At 59.2% G+C, this 15,574-nt stretch carries 15 protein-coding genes; 6 read left to right on the top strand and 9 right to left on the bottom strand.

The window, feature by feature from the left end:
* Positions 1–10 precede the first annotated feature (10 nt).
* On the bottom strand, positions 11–805 hold the full coding sequence (locus tag MWU38_RS03320; protein WP_247270408.1) for an SDR family oxidoreductase: 795 nt from the start codon (positions 803–805) through the stop codon (positions 11–13).
* 124 nt (positions 806–929) lie between these two features.
* Here MWU38_RS03320 and MWU38_RS03315 point away from each other — a divergent pair, with 124 nt between their 5' ends.
* From MWU38_RS03315 to MWU38_RS03300, 4 genes are all read left to right on the top strand, one after another.
* A complete protein-coding gene (locus MWU38_RS03315; protein ID WP_247270407.1) occupies positions 930–1,493 on the top strand; it encodes a hypothetical protein in 564 nt (187 codons plus the stop codon).
* Between the two features lie 144 nt (positions 1,494–1,637).
* Positions 1,638–2,099 carry a DNA starvation/stationary phase protection protein gene (locus MWU38_RS03310; protein ID WP_247270406.1) on the top strand — a complete coding sequence of 154 codons (462 nt, stop codon included), beginning with the start codon at positions 1,638–1,640 and terminating at the stop codon, positions 2,097–2,099.
* 94 nt (positions 2,100–2,193) lie between these two features.
* A complete protein-coding gene (locus MWU38_RS03305; RefSeq protein WP_247270405.1) occupies positions 2,194–2,802 on the top strand; it encodes a 6-phosphogluconolactonase in 609 nt (202 codons plus the stop codon).
* The gene (locus tag MWU38_RS03300; protein ID WP_247270404.1) at positions 2,790–3,299 is read left to right on the top strand and encodes an NUDIX domain-containing protein; all 510 of its coding nucleotides are present in this window, start codon (positions 2,790–2,792) and stop codon (positions 3,297–3,299) included. The genes MWU38_RS03305 and MWU38_RS03300 overlap by 13 nt, the downstream gene beginning before the upstream one ends.
* On the opposite strand, the gene dinB is transcribed toward MWU38_RS03300, so the two are convergent.
* Entirely contained in the window at positions 3,281–4,420 is a 1,140-nt protein-coding gene (dinB, locus tag MWU38_RS03295) for a DNA polymerase IV (RefSeq protein WP_247270403.1), read from the bottom strand. The genes MWU38_RS03300 and dinB overlap by 19 nt on opposite strands.
* An 87-nt stretch (positions 4,421–4,507) precedes the next feature.
* Between dinB and MWU38_RS03290 the strand changes: the two genes are divergently transcribed.
* Positions 4,508–5,827 carry a multidrug effflux MFS transporter gene (locus MWU38_RS03290; RefSeq protein WP_247270402.1) on the top strand — a complete coding sequence of 440 codons (1,320 nt, stop codon included), beginning with the start codon at positions 4,508–4,510 and terminating at the stop codon, positions 5,825–5,827.
* On the opposite strand, the gene MWU38_RS03285 is transcribed toward MWU38_RS03290, so the two are convergent.
* The 7 genes from MWU38_RS03285 to crtY form a co-directional block, all read right to left on the bottom strand.
* Positions 5,828–7,378 (bottom strand): carboxyl transferase domain-containing protein, encoded by a 1,551-nt coding sequence (locus MWU38_RS03285; protein WP_247270401.1) that lies wholly within the window; start codon positions 7,376–7,378, stop codon positions 5,828–5,830.
* A gap of 112 nt (positions 7,379–7,490) precedes the next feature.
* Complete coding sequence (locus MWU38_RS03280; RefSeq protein ID WP_247270400.1) at positions 7,491–9,413, bottom strand: acetyl/propionyl/methylcrotonyl-CoA carboxylase subunit alpha; 1,923 nt, start codon at positions 9,411–9,413, stop codon at positions 7,491–7,493.
* Positions 9,413–9,904 carry a hypothetical protein gene (locus tag MWU38_RS03275; protein WP_247270399.1) on the bottom strand — a complete coding sequence of 164 codons (492 nt, stop codon included), beginning with the start codon at positions 9,902–9,904 and terminating at the stop codon, positions 9,413–9,415. The genes MWU38_RS03280 and MWU38_RS03275 overlap by 1 nt, the downstream gene beginning before the upstream one ends.
* Positions 9,905–9,992: 88 nt before the next feature.
* A complete protein-coding gene (locus MWU38_RS03270) occupies positions 9,993–10,961 on the bottom strand; it encodes a phytoene/squalene synthase family protein (protein WP_247271232.1) in 969 nt (322 codons plus the stop codon).
* 32 nt (positions 10,962–10,993) lie between these two features.
* Complete coding sequence (locus MWU38_RS03265) at positions 10,994–11,575, bottom strand: TIGR00730 family Rossman fold protein (RefSeq protein ID WP_247270398.1); 582 nt, start codon at positions 11,573–11,575, stop codon at positions 10,994–10,996.
* Between the two features lie 78 nt (positions 11,576–11,653).
* On the bottom strand, positions 11,654–13,186 hold the full coding sequence (locus MWU38_RS03260; RefSeq protein WP_247271231.1) for a phytoene desaturase: 1,533 nt from the start codon (positions 13,184–13,186) through the stop codon (positions 11,654–11,656).
* 44 nt (positions 13,187–13,230) lie between these two features.
* Positions 13,231–14,508: a lycopene beta-cyclase CrtY gene (crtY, locus tag MWU38_RS03255; RefSeq protein WP_247270397.1), complete on the bottom strand. Its 1,278-nt coding sequence runs from the start codon at positions 14,506–14,508 to the stop codon at positions 13,231–13,233.
* 374 nt (positions 14,509–14,882) lie between these two features.
* Here crtY and MWU38_RS03250 point away from each other — a divergent pair, with 374 nt between their 5' ends.
* The gene (locus tag MWU38_RS03250) at positions 14,883–15,482 is read left to right on the top strand and encodes a DUF2585 family protein (RefSeq protein ID WP_247270396.1); all 600 of its coding nucleotides are present in this window, start codon (positions 14,883–14,885) and stop codon (positions 15,480–15,482) included.
* Positions 15,483–15,574: the final 92 nt, after the last annotated feature.

The raw sequence follows: 15,574 nt of genomic DNA, 5'->3' as shown, positions 1-15,574 counted from the left end.
TGGCCAGCCTTTACTTTGGAGGCATCCGGATAGCGCCATCCAGGCGGAATTGATGCCCGTTGATATAGGAATTGCGCGCAATCTCGCAGATGAGCGAAGCAAATTCTTCAGGTTCACCTAGACGTTTGGGGAAGGGGACGCTCGCGTTCAGCTGGTCCCACATCTGCGGGTTGCGGTCCTTCATTCCCAGCATAAGCGGGGTCGCGAATATCCCGGGCATGACCGAATTCACCCTGATCCCCAAGTCCATCAGGTCGCGCGCCATAGGAAGCACGAGCCCGTTCACGCCCGATTTGCACGACCCGTAGATTACCTGCCCGATTTGCCCGTCTTGCGCGGCGACACTGGCAGTCAAAGTGATCGAGCCGCGCTCGCTATCGTCGTTCAGCGGTTCGCTGTTCGCCATGCCCAGCGCCGAAATGCTCGCCACCCGGTAGCTCGCGACGAGAATGCCCTCTGCGCCAAAGGCATAATCTTCGGTCGAGAGGCGCTTGAATCCGCCGGTCGCCTTGTCAAAGCCGACGGTCTTGCCGCGTTTCGATGCCATGGCGCAGTGAACGGTGACGCGCTCCTGACCATTTGCTTTGCGCGCTGCGGCAAAGCCTGCTTCGACGCTTTCTTCATCCATGATGTCAACGTGGTGGAACGTCCCACCAATCGCAGCAGCGTGCTCTTCGCCCGCTTCATCGTTGATGTCGAAAATCGCGACCTTAAGCCCCGCATCCGCCAGCGCCGCCGCGCTTGCGCGGCCAAGCCCCGACGCGCCGCCGGTCACGACCGCGGCCATACCCTCAGTGAGTTTCATTGCCTCTCCTCGTCTCTCTTTGTCGCCACGCTAACCCGCTTTTGGCGCGCACGCTAGGTTTCAATTTGCCATTGTTTCAGGAGCGGCGGCTAGCCACTGGGCGAGGGCATGCTAGAGGGAGGCGATGGACGCCTTTCTTCTTGCCCTCATCCTGACTTTCCTGATTGCGCTGGGCGGGCGTGAACAGTCGATTGTCGCGCAATTTTCCAGCGCTACTGATCGCAATGCGCCCCTTCTCGTCATCGCAATTGGCTGTGCGGTCGCAACAGCAGCGGTCATGGCCTATGCGGGGGCGGCTATCGCGGCCATCCTGCCCCGACGCGCGGCAGAGATGCTGGTCGCCTTTGCTCTGGTTGCGGGCGCGGTGGAGCTTTTCTGGCCAGTCAGGGTAAAGCCGATGAAGGAGCCCACTCGTTCCTATGTCGCGATTGGCGCGGTGTTGATCTTTCGCCAGATGCAGGACGCGGCGCGCTTCGTCATTTTCGCGCTTGCCGCATGGGCCGTTTACCCGACCACCGCGTTTGTCGGAGGCGCTTTAGCCGGCGTCGCGTCCGTGATGTTGGGCTGGTCACTGGGTTTGGAAACACTGCGACGACTTCCCTTGCGGATCATCCGCCTTGGATTCGGCCTTTGTATGATTGTTGCGGGCATACTGATCGGATTGAATGCTCGTTTCGTGTTCTTGTGATCGTTTTGTGCGATCACTGCGATTTAGTTTTTCTCGAAACGAATACCGGGTGCTGTGCGTAGAACTCATGAACGCATCGAACGGCGCACGTTCCTCGAATGTCTCGAGCTTTTGGCGCCCGAAGCAAAATCAAGGAGTAAAGCTATGCTTGACCCCAACAATTCAGAAACCACCCAAATGGTGTCGGAAATCAATGCCCTGCTGGCCGATCACTTTGCACTCTATGTGAAGACCAAGAACTTTCACTGGCATGTGAAGGGCCCGCGTTTCCGCGATTTGCACGTCCTTTTTGATGAACAAGCCATCGAAATTCGCGACCAGATCGATGATATCGGTGAACGTGCCCGTAAAATCGGTGGCGATACGATTACCTCGCTTGGCATGATCACCCAGCACACGCAGGTGAAGGATGAAGACAACACCGATCTCACCGCAGAGGAGATGGTGGTCAAACTGCGCGACGATAACCGGCGCATGGTCGAGCGCCTAAAATCGATGAAGAGCACTGCCGAAGCCGCTGGCGACAACGCCACCGACGGCCTGATTGATGACTGGACCGACATGGCCGAAGAGCGCGTTTGGTTCCTGAACTCGGTACTTGGCTAATCGCGACACGGGTTTTTGTCCCGTGAAAACCTATTCATAAGCCATCAGGGCCGTTTCCGTTTCGCGGGAGCGGCCCGTTTGCTATGTGCAGATCATGGACAACCTCACATTGATTGAAGATCAGGACGCAGGCGAAATCGCACGGTGGATCGCGGAAAAGCTTTGCGCGACATCGAGCGAGATCGCGATCAGCGTGCCGGGAGGCTCAACCCCGTTTCCAATCTTCGAAGAGTTGGTGAAGGCTGACCTTGAGTGGGGCCGCGTAAATGTCTGGCCCGGTGATGACCGCATCGTGCCCGAAGATCACGAAGCGTCCAACACCGGCAAAATTCGCAAGATTTTTGAGCCCGCAGGCGCGCACGTCATGACCCTTACCGAAGACGCTCAACCGCCGCATTTTGCGCTGTGCTGGATGGGCATGGGAGGTGATGGACATATCGCCTCGCTCTTCCCCAACACCGATCCCAAGGTGGACGATCCGCAAATGATCCGTCGGCTGACCCCTGACCCGTTACCGCCTGAGGCCCCGTTTGACAGGATTACACTCACTATTCCGGCTCTGCTGAACAGCGACGCCCTGATGTTCGTCATCAGGGGCGAAGACAAGGTAAGCGTTTTGAAGGCGGCACTGGCAGGCGAACACGACCTTCCCATTGCGCGGCTGTTGGGTGCTGCTGATCAGCAGGTGACATGCTTCACCTGATCGAAAAAACGGCTGAAAAGGTGCTGCCAGCGTCGCTGCACCGATCTTTACTGAAGGTCGCGCACCGCGTGCGCCACCGCTGGCGCAAATGGCGCAAAACGCCGATTTCAGGGATCAGCGTCATTGTCACTAACCAAGCGGGCGAAGTGATGCTTTTGCGCCATTCCTACGGGCCAAAAGCGTGGGGGCTGCCGGGTGGCGGTATGGCGCAAGGCGAAGATCCGGTGGTGTGTGCAAAGCGCGAATTGCGCGAAGAAGTAAGATTGGATGTCGAGCACTTGGAGCCGCTTGGGATCCTTAACGAGACGCTTTCAGGATCGCCGCACACAAGCCATGTGTTCACGGTCGAGGTGACCCAAGACCCCGAACCCGATGGCCGCGAAATACTGGAAGCGTGCTTTTTCGCAGGCGATGCGCTGCCCGAATTGCTCACCCGCAATGTGCCAAAACGGCTCGCTATGTGGAAGGCTTGGCGCGATCACAGCAAAGATAGCTGAGCGCTGTCCTTTTTAGGGCTCTCCTCATCGCCCCGGTCGAGATTGGACAAGGTCAGACCCATTAGCCGGATCGGCATGGGCAGGGGCAGCGCCTCTTCGAGCAATTCGCGCCCGAGCCTTGCAAACTCATCGCGGGTTTCCACCCAATGCGAAACCGACTTGGCACGGGTCATGATCTGGAAATTGTTGTATTTGACCTTGAACGTCACCGTTCGCCCGCGCACTCGCCGGTCGGGCGAGCTGGCGTTCTCGATCCTCCCCCATACAATTTCGATGATATTTTCGAGCGTTTCGCGCATGGCGGAGCCGCTTGAAATATCCTCGCTAAAGGTGCGCTCTCCCCCCACAGACTTGCGCGAACGATGCGCACGCACGGGTCGCAGGTCGATGCCACGTGCCGCGCGGTAGAGGTAGTCGGCAAAGCTTCCGAAATTGGCCTTGAGAAAAGCAATGTCTTTCATCGCCAGATCGGCGCCCGTTTCGATGCCGAGCCGCTTCATCTTCTCTTCCGCTTTGGGACCGACACCGTGAAAGCGGCGGATCGGAAGGCCTGCCACAAAATCCGCGCCTTGACCTGGTCGGATGACGCAGATGCCATCGGGCTTGTTCTGGTCGCTCGCAATCTTCGCTAGAAATTTGTTGTAAGAAACACCCGCGCTCGCGGTCAATTTTGTCTTTGCGCGGATTTCCTGCCGGATCAGCTCTGCGATGCGAGTGGCAGAGCCGATGCCGAGCTTGTCCTCGGTCACATCGAGGTAAGCCTCATCAAGGCTCAGCGGCTCGACGAGCGGGGTGTGATGTTCGAAAATCGCTCGGATCTGGCGGCTGGCCTCTTTGTAAGCGTCAAACCGGTGCTTTACGAAAATGAGGTCGGGGCATAGCCGCTTGGCCGTGACCGACGGCATGGCCGATTTGACCCCGAAACGCCGCGCTTCATAGCTTGCCGCCGCCACCACGCCGCGCCCGCTGGAGCCTCCGACAGCCACGGGTTTTCCTTGCAATTCCGGATTATCGCGCTGCTCCACGCTTGCAAAAAAGGCATCCATATCAACATGGATGATCTTCCTGAGGCCCGCCGCCTCATCAGGAAGTTCTTCATCCTTGTCTGCTCCATCAGCCATATCGTGCGAAATAGACGCTTTGGGTCTGCGAAGAAAGCATTGCCGCCCCCTTCTGGAACCAAGTCCGCCTCTACCCATTTTGTGCATATGCGAAATGAAGTATGGTCTTCCGGCGAAGCTGCGGGCAAAGAGCCTTCCATGCATGGTTCTGCGCGCCCTTCTTCGCGTCCCAAACGCGCGATCAAAGCGATCGGTGAAACCGAGCTTATCTGGATGATGGCGATGCTGATGGCGCTTCAGGCCTTCGGGATTGATGCAATCTTGCCCGCTTTGGACGACGTGGCCGCCTCGCTCGCGATTGAAGGCAATGACCGCCAGTTTATCGTTGGCGTGTATCTTCTGACCGCTGGCATTGGCGCGCTTGTCCCGGGCGCATTGGCCGACCGTTTCGGGCGGCGTCCAATTTTGATGGGCTCTATCGCGGTTTACATCGCGCTTTCCCTCGCAAGTGCTGCCGTCACCTCATTCGAAGCGCTTGTCGCAGTTAGAGCCGCGCAAGGGTTCTTCGGCGCAGGCATCGTCGCTTTGCCGCCCGCGATTATTCGCGACCGGGTAGGGGGCGACAAGATGGCGCGGATGATGAGCCTTATCTTCGTGATCTTTCTCATGGTTCCCGCCATTGCGCCCAGCCTTGGCGAGGTGATCCTGCTGGTCGCCGACTGGCGAGCGATCTTCCTTGCCATGGCGATGCAAGGGCTGATCATTGGCACTTGGGTCTATTTCCGCTTGCCCGAAAGCTTGACCGAGGAAAACTGCCAGGAAATTCGCCCGCGCGTCATTGCACGCAATATGGGCCGCGCACTCAGCCTCCCCAGCGTTGTCGGATATGTGTTTGGCGGAGGCATCGTGTTCGGCGCTTTGTTCGGCTTTATCAATTCCTCGCAGCAACTAATCAGTGAGGGGTTCGACTCACCCGACCTCTTCCCGATTGTCTTTGGCATATGTGCAGGCTCCATGGCGCTGGCGAGCTGGTCCAATTCGCGAATTGTCGAACGATTCGGCGCGCGCCGGGTGAGCCACACTGCGGTTTTCGCCTTTATCGCGGTTGCCTCGGTTCAGGTCTATTTCGCATTTCAGCACGACGAGAAGCTGTGGCAATTCGTGCCGCTGATGGCGATCAATATGATGCTTTTGGGCTTTATCGGGTCGAACTTTGGCTCAATCGCGATGAACCCGTTCTATAATATCGCAGGCGCGGCAAGCAGCGTGCACGGTTTCGTGCGGTTGACCTTGGCTGCTCTTCTGGGCGCGGCGGTTGGCTATGCCTATGATGGCACCGCGCAGCCGCTTGCGCTTTCGCTTTTAGGCGCAGGGCTCGTGTGCCTGGCGCTGGTGCTTTTCAGCGAGAAGGGCAAGCTTTTCGGACCGCCTGAACCCGATACGGCATATGGCACAGAAGGCGATTGATCACCCGTCCGCTTTAAGCTTTCGCCAAGCCAGATCCGCAAATTCGCAAAGCAAGGGCCGTGTATCGCGCGGGTCGATGATATCCTCGACATTGAAAAGTTCTGCTGAGCGGAACGGCGAGGTGACCTTGTTCAGGCGCTCCTTGATCTTCTCAAGCTCGGCCTGCGGGTCGTCTGCGGCTTCGAGTTCGGACTTGTAAGCCACCTCAAGACCGCCTGCGATAGGCAAGCTGCCCCAATCGCCCGACGGCCAGCAATAGCGATACTGGTAAAGGTCCGCATTGCTCATCGCGCTGCCCGCAATGCCATAGGCGCGGCGCATAACGACACTCGCAAGCGGCACTGTGGCACGGTAAATCGCGTTCATCGCCTGCACGCCATAACGGATCGTCCCCGCCATCTCCGCCTCGCGCCCGATCATAAAGCCGGGGTTATCGACAAGATGGACAATCGGCAGGCGGAACTGGTCGGCCAGTTTGACGAAACGCTCGACCTTTTCGCTCGTTTTTGCATCCCACGAGCCACCAAGGAAGCTGGGATCGCTCGCCACCACCGCAACGGGCCAGCCGTCAAGACGCGCCAAGGCCGTAATCGCCGCGCGACCCCAGTTTTTGCCGATCTCGAAGACAGTTTGTTGATCAAACACCGCCGTGAGGCAGGAGCGCATTGAATAAACCTTGTTGGATTCTCGCGGCACCAAATCCAACAACATCTCCTCACGCCGATCGACCGGGTCGGTTGGCGCGGTGCGGCGGGCGTGCTGGCCCACGTGTTCCGGCATGAAGGAGAGGAAATAGCGCGCTCTTGCGAATGCCTCGGCTTCGCTTGCGACCTCATCATCGACTACGCCGTTGCGGGTGTGGATGTCGACGCCGCCGAGTTCTTCCTTGGCCTGTTGGTGGTCGGCTGCGCTTTTGTAGGCGTCACCAAGGCCATCGACCACGGCGGGGCCTGCGGCGAACAATTGGGAGAGCCCGCGCACCATGATTGAATAGTGGCTTGCCGCAATCCGCGCAGCCCCAAGGCCAGCGGTGGGCCCGAGCGCCAGAGCCACCACGGGCACGGTGTCGAGGTTCTTGACCGTATCGCCCCATCCCGGAACCGCAGGGATGTATGTCGCGCCGATCTGCTCGAGCGTTTTGACACTGCCGCCACCGCCCGTGCCGTCGATCATCTTGATGATGGGAAGCTTTAGCTCATGCGCCATCTGCTCGGCCTGCACCATCTTGCGCTTGATGCCTGCATCCGCCGCGCCCCCGCGAATGGTGAAGTCGTCTGCTGTGGCGACCACTGGCCGCCCGTTTACCGTCGCCTTGCCAAACAGGAAGGGGGCAGGGGTGACACCTTGGAGGTCGCCGTTCTCGTCATAATGGCCTTTGCCAGCGATCTTGCCGATCTCGCGGAAGGAACCGGGGTCGCAAATGGCGTCCAGCCGTGCGCGCGCATCCATCTTGCCGCGCGAATGTTGGCGGGCGACCTTGTCGGCCCCACCCATTTCCTCGGCGAACGCTTCACGTTGGCGCAATTCTGCGAGTTCTTTTTCCCAGCTCATAGGTCCTCCCCAGCATGGGGAGGGGGACCAGACAAGGTCTGGTGGAGGGGCAAGCTCGCGAAAGGCCCCTCCGTCAGCGCTTCGCGCTGCCACCTCCCCAGTTCGGGGAGGATCATGAGCCTTCATCCACTTGCGACGGCTCCACCACGCACAGCACCGCTTCAACCTGCACCTGCCCGCCTTCGCTCGCCGTGAGGCCCGTCACCGTTCCATCAAAGGGCGCGGTGAGCGCGTGCTCCATCTTCATCGCCTCCAGGACCATCAAGCGCTGCCCAGCGGTGACTTGGTCGCCCTCGGCCACGTCCACAGCGATGACCTTGCCCGGCATAGGCGCGAGGATAGCGCCGTCTGCTGCGGAGGCGGAGCCGGAGGCATCGCCCCTAGGAGGAGCAACAAAGACGAATGCCTCTCCGCGTTCGGTTACGATAACCTCAGTGTCGGAAAGGGCAGTGTGGAATGGCCCGGAATCCGGGAATGCTCCAATGGCTTCGTCCGAAGAACCAGAAACACATTCCCCGCGTGTTTCCATGATCAAGGATTGAGCGCTCTGCGCGTTGAGCCTGAACGATTGTAGGCCTTCGGGAAGAACGACTGATGGCAGATCCTCAAAGGCAAAACTGGCCTCAAGATAGGTTGCAGCAGCTCGATCTCTTGCTGCCTTACTAGGCAGTGAAGCGGGTAGAAGCGCATCGCCTGCCTTCTCGATGAAACCAGTCGTAAGATCCGCTTCCGCGAACTCGTCGCTTTCTAGGCACGCAAAAAGGAAGCCGCTATTGGTCCTGACCGGAGCGACAAACGACTTCGAAAGTGACCGCATCAAGTCGGTTCGCGCCTCGTCGCGACTTGCTGCATGTGAAATGATCTTCGCGATCATAGGGTCATAGAAAGGCGAGATTTCGTCGTCTTCTTCGACACCCGTGTCAACGCGGTCCCCATCGTGAAGATAGAAATGTGTGAGCCGCCCCGTGCTCGGCAAGAACCCTTTCGCCGGGTCCTCGGCATAAAGCCGCGCTTCAATCGCGTGGCCGTCAATCGAAAGCTCTTCCTGCTTCAGCGGAATCGGCTCGCCGCTGGCCACCCGCAGCTGCCATTCCACCAAGTCCACGCCGGTGATCTCTTCGGTGACGGGGTGTTCGACCTGAAGCCTGGTGTTCATCTCCATAAAGAAAATGCGGTCGGCGCGCAGGCCTTCGCTCGCGTCGGCGATGAATTCGATGGTGCCAGCGCCCTCATAGTCCACCGCTTTGGCAGCGCGCACGGCGGCTTGGCAGATTTCTTCGCGGGTGGCCTCGTCCATGCCGGGGGCCGGGGCTTCTTCGATCACCTTTTGGTGGCGGCGTTGGAGCGAGCAGTCGCGCTCAAACAGATGAACGACATTGCCGTGGCTATCGCCGAAGACCTGCACCTCAATATGGCGCGGGGAGGTGATCCACTTCTCAAGCAGGACCTCATCATTCCCAAAGGACGCCTTGGCCTCGCGCTGGCAGCTTTCAAGAGAAGCTGCGAAGTCCTCGGGCGCATCGACCTTGCGCATCCCCTTACCGCCGCCGCCTGCAACAGCTTTGATCAGCACGGGGTATCCGATTTTCTCGGCCTCTGCGGAGAGGCGCTCCAATGATTGGTCCTCGCCCAGATAGCCCGGCGTCACTGGCACGCCCGCAGCAATCATGCGCTCTTTGGCGGCATCCTTCAGGCCCATCGCTTCGATGCTCTCCGGCTTTGGTCCGACCCAAATGAGCCCAGCCTCAATCACAGCGCGTGCGAAATCTGCATTCTCGGACAAGAAGCCATAACCGGGATGGATCGCCTCCGCGCCCGTCTCCTTGGCCGCCGCAATGATCTTTGCGCCCACAAGGTAGCTTTCAGCGGCAGGCGAGGGGCCAATATGCACCGCCTCATCAGCAGATCGCGTGTGCAGTGCCTTGGCATCGGCGTCGGAATAAACCGCGACAGTGGCTATGCCCATTTCACGCGCGGTGCGCATAATCCGGCATGCAATCTCGCCCCGGTTGGCGATAAGGAGTTTGGTGATCATTACTGGTCGTCTCTGATTTCTTCTGCGGGGAAGCCCGGCACGCCGAGCCGTTCACATTCACTCGGGCGTTCCATCGTGAAGCTTGTATTGGCGACTTTCCAGCCGTCTTGGGTTCTGACAAGGTTGAGCGAATTGATCCCGCAATGGGAAAGCTCGTAATTCACCCAAAAGGAATAGGGGCCCCAAACATGGGCCATATCGCCGTCCAAGAGCACGCTGGTAAAAGCCATGTCCTCGATATAGCGCGCATCGCGCTTGGCCCAGTTTTCAAGGTGCTGTGCCACGGTAAGGTGATCGACGCGCGGGTTGGCAGGGTCCATCCGGTTGTGCACGAAGATCATCGCCTCGGGGACCATATGATCGGCAAGCGCCGTTTTATCGTCGCTGGCGATTGCGTTCATGAAACCGTTGACCGCGAGCTTTGCCTCCTGCGCTGGATCATCATCGGCCAAAGCGGGGGCGGCGCAAAGAAGCGCTGTTGCTAAAATCAAGGGTCCTCTCATGGGCGAGAGACGTAGCGCAATTTTATTACAATGGAAACTACTTGCCTTACCCACTTCGCCGGGATTGCTGGAGGGTTCAGGAGGGCCGGAAGTCCTTGATGCCCCAAGTGATCTCGCCATCAGGGTGCTTTTCGCGGTTGATCGCGGCGGAGAGGAAGGCGCGCATGCCATAAAGCGCCTTTTCCCAGCGCGGCACGACGGTGCGGCTGTTCCACGCCTCAGGCCCCCGCTCGCGCACCTTGCGGCCAATTGCGCCGTAAATGCGCGCTGCCGATAGCACGGCCCAGCGGCTGCGGAAGGGGAGGCGCTCGGCTCCCACGCGCGCGGCGGCTTCGTGTTTTTCGACCAGTTCCACCAGCCGTGCGGCCATTTCGGCAAGTTCTTCGCGGTGGTGGGGTTTGGTGTGCTGGCCGGGCTCGATATCCTGCTCGACCAGCCACTGGATCGGAAGATAGCAGCGTCCTGCCGCGTCATCTTCGACAATATCGCGGGCGATATTCGAAAGCTGGAAGGCTAGCCCTAAATCATTGGCACGGTCCAATGTATCCTGATCCTTGGGATCAACGCCCATGACCACCGCCATCATCACGCCGACCGCGCCTGCCACGTGGTAGCAATAGCGCAGCATATCGGCCTCGGTCCGAGGGCGCCAATCGTCAGCGTCAAGCTCGAAGCCCGCGATTACGTCCTCGGCCATTTGCGCGGTGATACCGACCTCGGAGGCGACGAGGCCAAAGGCGTCGAACGCCGGGTCGGCGGTGGGGTAGCCGTCGAGCGCGCGCTGTGTGAGCAGGCGGATCTTGGCGATGCGTTGCTTGGCATCTGACTGGTCGCCCAATTCGCCGCCCATGTGCTGATTATCGGCAATGTCGTCGCAGCGGCGGCACCAGGCATAGAGCAGCCAGGCGCGCTCGCGCGTGGTCTTGTCGAACAATCGCGCCGCGGCGTGGAAAGAGTGCGAACCCTCTCGGATTGCGACACGCGCCTTCTCGACCAGAGCCGCCCTATTGCGTCCACCGCCCGGAACGGAAGGGGTTGCCCGCAGCTCGTTAAGGACGAAAGGGCGCGCCTTGTCGCTCACAAATCATCCGCCTTCATCCGGAAGATCGGCGTGTGCGGTTCGTAAGCGGCCATTTTGTCCAGCAATTCCTCAATCGAAGTCGCGGCGACGAGGATGTTCTGGTGCGCTGGACGGACAAAGCCGACCTCGGCCATCTTGGCGTTGAAGGCGATGAGATCGTCGTAAAAGCCAAAGGCGTTGAGAATCCCTACGGGGTCCGAGTGGTAACCCAATTGCGCCCAGCTCATCGCTTCCCACAGCTCGTCCATGGTGCCGACGCCGCCGGGCAGGGTGACAAAACCATCGGAGAGGTCGGTGAAACGCTGCTTGCGCTCGTGCATGCCCGAGACGGTGTAAAGCTCGGTGCAATCGTGATTGGCGACCTCGCTATTGGCGAGCGCTTCGGGGATCACCCCGATGACTTCGCCGCCAGCATCGAGAGCGCCCTTGGCGACCGCGCCCATAAGGCCAAGGCGACCACCGCCATAAACGGTGCCAATGCCGCGCGTCGCTAGCGTTTTGCCGACTTGCGTGGCGAGTTCCATATAGCGCGGGTCTTCGGGCGTTGCCGAACCGCAGTAGACAGCGAGACGTTTCATGGGTGAGCGTAATCTTCGGTAGCAAAATTCACGACCGTACTCCTAGCGGACGGACGCGACCTGTCAAAAGGTAACCGTTCACTTCACCGCCAGATCTTCAAGCATCAGACCAGCGGTAGCCTTCGCGCTTCCCACAACGCCGGGGATGCCAGCGCCGGGGTGGGTGCCCGCGCCCACGAGGTAGAAATTGTCGATCACGTCATCGCGGTTGTGGCCGCGCATATAGGCGCTTTGCCACAAGACCGGCTCAAGGCTGAAGGCGCTGCCCATATGGGCGTTGAGATCGGCTTGGAAATCCTTGGGCGCATAAGAGAACTTGGTGACGATCCGGTCGTGAATGTCCGGGATTAGGCGGCGGCCCACTTCATCGAGGATTGCCTTTTCAAACTTGGGCCCTTCCACGTCCCAATCGATCGGCATCTTGCCCATGTGCGCCACGGGGACGAGCGCGTAGAAGGTGCTCATGCCCTTGGGCGCCATTGAGGGGTCGGTGACGGTCGGGTGGTGGAGGTAGATCGAGAAATCCTGCGGCAGGACGCCGTGCTTGTAGATGTCGTCCACAAGCCCTTTGTAGCGCGGGCCGAACAGGATCATGTGGTGGGCAATACCCGGCCACGTGCCCTCAAGCCCGAAGTGGACGACGAAAAGCGATGGCGAATAACTCTTGCGGGAGAGGGATTTGGCGTATTTCTGCCCCCGGTCTGATTGCCCGAGCAGGTCCTTGTAGGAGTGCATGATGTCAGCGTTGGAGCAGACCGCGTCAAACCGCTGTTTCCAGCCGGACTTGGTTTCCACCTCGGTCGCCTTGGTCCCTTGCGTGTGCACCTGAGTGACTGCGTCGCCCACGCGCATCGTTCCGCCGAGGCGTTCGAAATGGCGCACCATTCCGGCAATCAGGCGGTTGGTCCCGCCGCGTGCCCACCAAACGCCGCCATCTTTTTCAAGCTTGTGAATGAGCGCGTAAATCGCGCTGGTTTTCATTGGCGAACCACCGACAAGCAGCGTGTGAAAGCTGAACGCTTCGCGAAGGCGCTCATCCTTGATGTAGCTTGAAACCATGTCGTAAACGCTGCGCCAGGCCTTTTCTTTGACGAGCGCAGGCGCGGCCTTGAGCATGCTCTTGAAATCGAGGAAGGGCTTGGTGCCAAGCTTGATATAGCCCTCTTCGTGCACGCGCGCCGAATATTCGAGGAAGCGCTGATAACCGATGACATCGTCGGGATTGAGCTTCGCGATTTCGGCGTTCAATTCCTCGTCAACATTCGAGTAGTCGAAGTTGGTGCCATCGGGCCAGTTGAGGCGATAGAAGGGGTGCACCTTCATCAGCTCGACATCTTCAGAAATGTCATGGCCGGTCAGTTCCCACAGTTCCTTAAGACATGGCGGGTCGGTGATGACCGTGGGGCCAGCGTCAAAGGTGAAGCCGTCTTTCTCCCAGAAATAGGCCCGTCCACCCGGCTTGTCGCGCGATTCAACAACTGTCGTTTGAATACCGTGCGATTGCAGGCGCAGCGCCAAGGCCATGCCGCCAAAACCAGACCCGATGACGCAGGCTGTCTTGCCTTTATACTTTTCCGCGATCACCGGATTGATGCCGCGTTCTCCGCTCATCGGCGGTGTAAAGTCGAGCCCTGGAGCCATATTTTGATCGGCGTTCATGCCCCTGTTTCCTTTTGCAGTTCGTTTGTCTGCGCGGCCTGCTGTGTGCCGCGATCAGACTTCTCCGACTTCAATGCCGGACCCGATTTGAACATGGCCGCAATGGCCGAGTGTATAGCTACGGGGGGCTCACCCCATAAGACGCGGACCTTGTCAAAGGCGTTCGACCGGGCGGCATAGAACCGCTCGATCAAGCCCTCGCGAAGACCATAAAAGCGCTGGAAAACCTTTACGCGCTTCTCCGGCTTGGCCGCGAAGAAGAGGAAACGTGCAAGCAAGCGGTAATATCCCGTCTTTCTCCAGTGACGGCGGGCCCGCGCATCGAAGAAAGCGGCGAGTTGCTCGCCTGAAAGATCGGCCTGTTCTGCAATCGCAAGTGCATTTTCGACCGCGACACACATGGTATAGCTGGTGAGCGGGTGGGTGAAACCACCGCGCGCGCCCGCAATCGCGACGCCGGGAATGCGCACTTCGTCCTGATAGGCGGCAAAGTCGCCTCCGGTGAGGACCGGCAAAACGCCCGCCTCATGGTGAACGGGCACCCCGTCCTGCCAGCCATTTGCGCGGGCATACTGGTCGATCCGTCCTGAGAGCGCGCCGCGATCGAGCAGCGGATCATCGGCGTAATAGGTGTCCTCGATGAAGACATCGTGGCCGCCCAGGGGAAGAACATAAACAAAGCGGTATGAGCCGCCATTGCCGTGGGGCGCGAGTTGATCGACGGTTGCGTCCATAATGACCGGCCGCTCGACACCGTGGGGTTCATCAAGCCGAAGGTGGCGCCCCAGAAACACCTGCCAGCCGCCTTTGAGATGTTCGCTGGGCTTGAAGCTGCGACAGTCAATGACGCTGCGCGCCGTTATCCGTTCGGCAGGTTCGTATTGCGAAGGGGCAAGATCAACGCCGCGCGCGTCCAGACTGGCCGCTTTACGGCCCAAGATCACCGAACCTTCGGGCAGCGCGCGCAACAACCCTTCGTGGAAATCGGGCGATGCCATCGAGCGATAGGTGGTCTTCAGCTTGCGGCGATACTTTGGAAACTTGACCTCATAGCCATCGACCCAATCGGTCTGGCGAAAGGCCGCGAGCAGCGCGCGGCCTTCATCGGAAAGGTCGCTGTCAAACCAGCTCCAGCGGTGGTTGCCGCCGATCGTGCGGCCAGCCTCGATCACGCGGATGCGAAATTCCGGACGCGCACGGTGCAGCGCAAGCGCAATCAATCCGCCCGCAAGGCCGCCGCCAACAATTACGCAATCCACTTGTGAGTCGGTCATTCAGGCCCTGTTGACATAAGTGGTGTGGTCATGGCGAGGTCCAATTTGGTGTCTGGCTAGGAATGAGGAGCGCGCGTGGTGGGGCCACGTAAGTGACGAATGACGACGTCAGGCTCCAAATTGGACCGCGTCCTGAAGGGATTTGTTCAAAATTCCCGCCTTCAGCGTCCCTCGCTTGGCACATAGTGCCCGCTATGCACCCGCACTCGCTTCTTGAAGGCAAAAATTTTGAACAAACCATGTCGCACACCACTTATTTCAACAGGGCCAAAGCTAGATGCCCTAGGCGCTGGCGGGTGTGGGGGCAATCTTGCAGTGCGGCAGTATCTGAGGAGCCTTGCGTATTTTGTTTCTTTGATTCAGAAGTTTGCGGCATGGCCACGCTTACTCCGACGCGCACGACAATTTTCGTCTCCATCGCTATCGCGGTTCTGACCGTGGGAATATTGCTTGCAATGGGGCGTCCGCCGATCTGCGAATGCGGATATGTGAAGCTGTGGCATGGCGACATCAACTCAATGGGCAATTCAAAGCATATCGCCGATTGGTACACGCCAAGCCACATCATTCACGGCCCCATTTTCTACGCCCTTGGTTGGCTTTTGTTCGCCAAATGGAAAATCGGCGGCGAGGGAGCGGTCAAATGGGGTTTGCCCCTTGCGGTGTTCCTTGAGGCCGCTTGGGAAGTGCTGGAGAACACCCAGATGGTGATCGAGCGTTTTCGTTCGGTCACGGCCAATTGGGGGTATTCGGGTGACAGCGTGCTCAACTCCTTTGCCGATATCGGCTGGATGGCCTTCGGGTTTTACCTCGCGATGCGATTGCCGGTTAAGGTCACGATTGTGGGCGCGATTGTGCTCGAGGTGCTGGCGGCATGGGTTGTGCGCGACGGGCTGACGCTGACCGTTATCATGCTGCTGTTCCCCATTGATGCGATTGCCGAGTGGCAAGCAGCCGGCGCTGCCGGAGCATGATCCGGGACGCTCGCACTCCTCTGTAAGCAAACAAGCACGCTTGTCAGATCGGGTGTCACGTTCCATCACGGATGCGAAAAGAATATGAAGAG

This window comes from Qipengyuania sp. S6317L1, assembly GCF_023015615.1.
Lineage (GTDB): Bacteria > Pseudomonadota > Alphaproteobacteria > Sphingomonadales > Sphingomonadaceae > Erythrobacter.
The sequence above is the reverse complement of the archived record's forward strand: the minus strand, read 5'-3'. Positions and strand labels throughout refer to the sequence as shown.

Coding starts and splice junctions, on each gene's coding strand:
- crtY (WP_247270397.1), bottom strand. CDS start 14,508: ATGACCGACTCACAAGTGGATTGCGTAATTGTTGGCGGCGGCCTTGCG.
- dinB (WP_247270403.1), bottom strand. CDS start 4,420: ATGGCTGATGGAGCAGACAAGGATGAAGAACTTCCTGATGAGGCGGCG.
- MWU38_RS03305 (WP_247270405.1), top strand. CDS start 2,194: ATGGACAACCTCACATTGATTGAAGATCAGGACGCAGGCGAAATCGCA.
- MWU38_RS03290 (WP_247270402.1), top strand. CDS start 4,508: ATGCGAAATGAAGTATGGTCTTCCGGCGAAGCTGCGGGCAAAGAGCCT.
- MWU38_RS03260 (WP_247271231.1), bottom strand. CDS start 13,186: ATGAGCGGAGAACGCGGCATCAATCCGGTGATCGCGGAAAAGTATAAA.
- MWU38_RS03265 (WP_247270398.1), bottom strand. CDS start 11,575: ATGAAACGTCTCGCTGTCTACTGCGGTTCGGCAACGCCCGAAGACCCG.
- MWU38_RS03250 (WP_247270396.1), top strand. CDS start 14,883: ATGGCCACGCTTACTCCGACGCGCACGACAATTTTCGTCTCCATCGCT.
- MWU38_RS03310 (WP_247270406.1), top strand. CDS start 1,638: ATGCTTGACCCCAACAATTCAGAAACCACCCAAATGGTGTCGGAAATC.
- MWU38_RS03300 (WP_247270404.1), top strand. CDS start 2,790: ATGCTTCACCTGATCGAAAAAACGGCTGAAAAGGTGCTGCCAGCGTCG.
- MWU38_RS03285 (WP_247270401.1), bottom strand. CDS start 7,378: ATGAGCTGGGAAAAAGAACTCGCAGAATTGCGCCAACGTGAAGCGTTC.
- MWU38_RS03280 (WP_247270400.1), bottom strand. CDS start 9,413: ATGATCACCAAACTCCTTATCGCCAACCGGGGCGAGATTGCATGCCGG.
- MWU38_RS03315 (WP_247270407.1), top strand. CDS start 930: ATGGACGCCTTTCTTCTTGCCCTCATCCTGACTTTCCTGATTGCGCTG.
- MWU38_RS03320 (WP_247270408.1), bottom strand. CDS start 805: ATGAAACTCACTGAGGGTATGGCCGCGGTCGTGACCGGCGGCGCGTCG.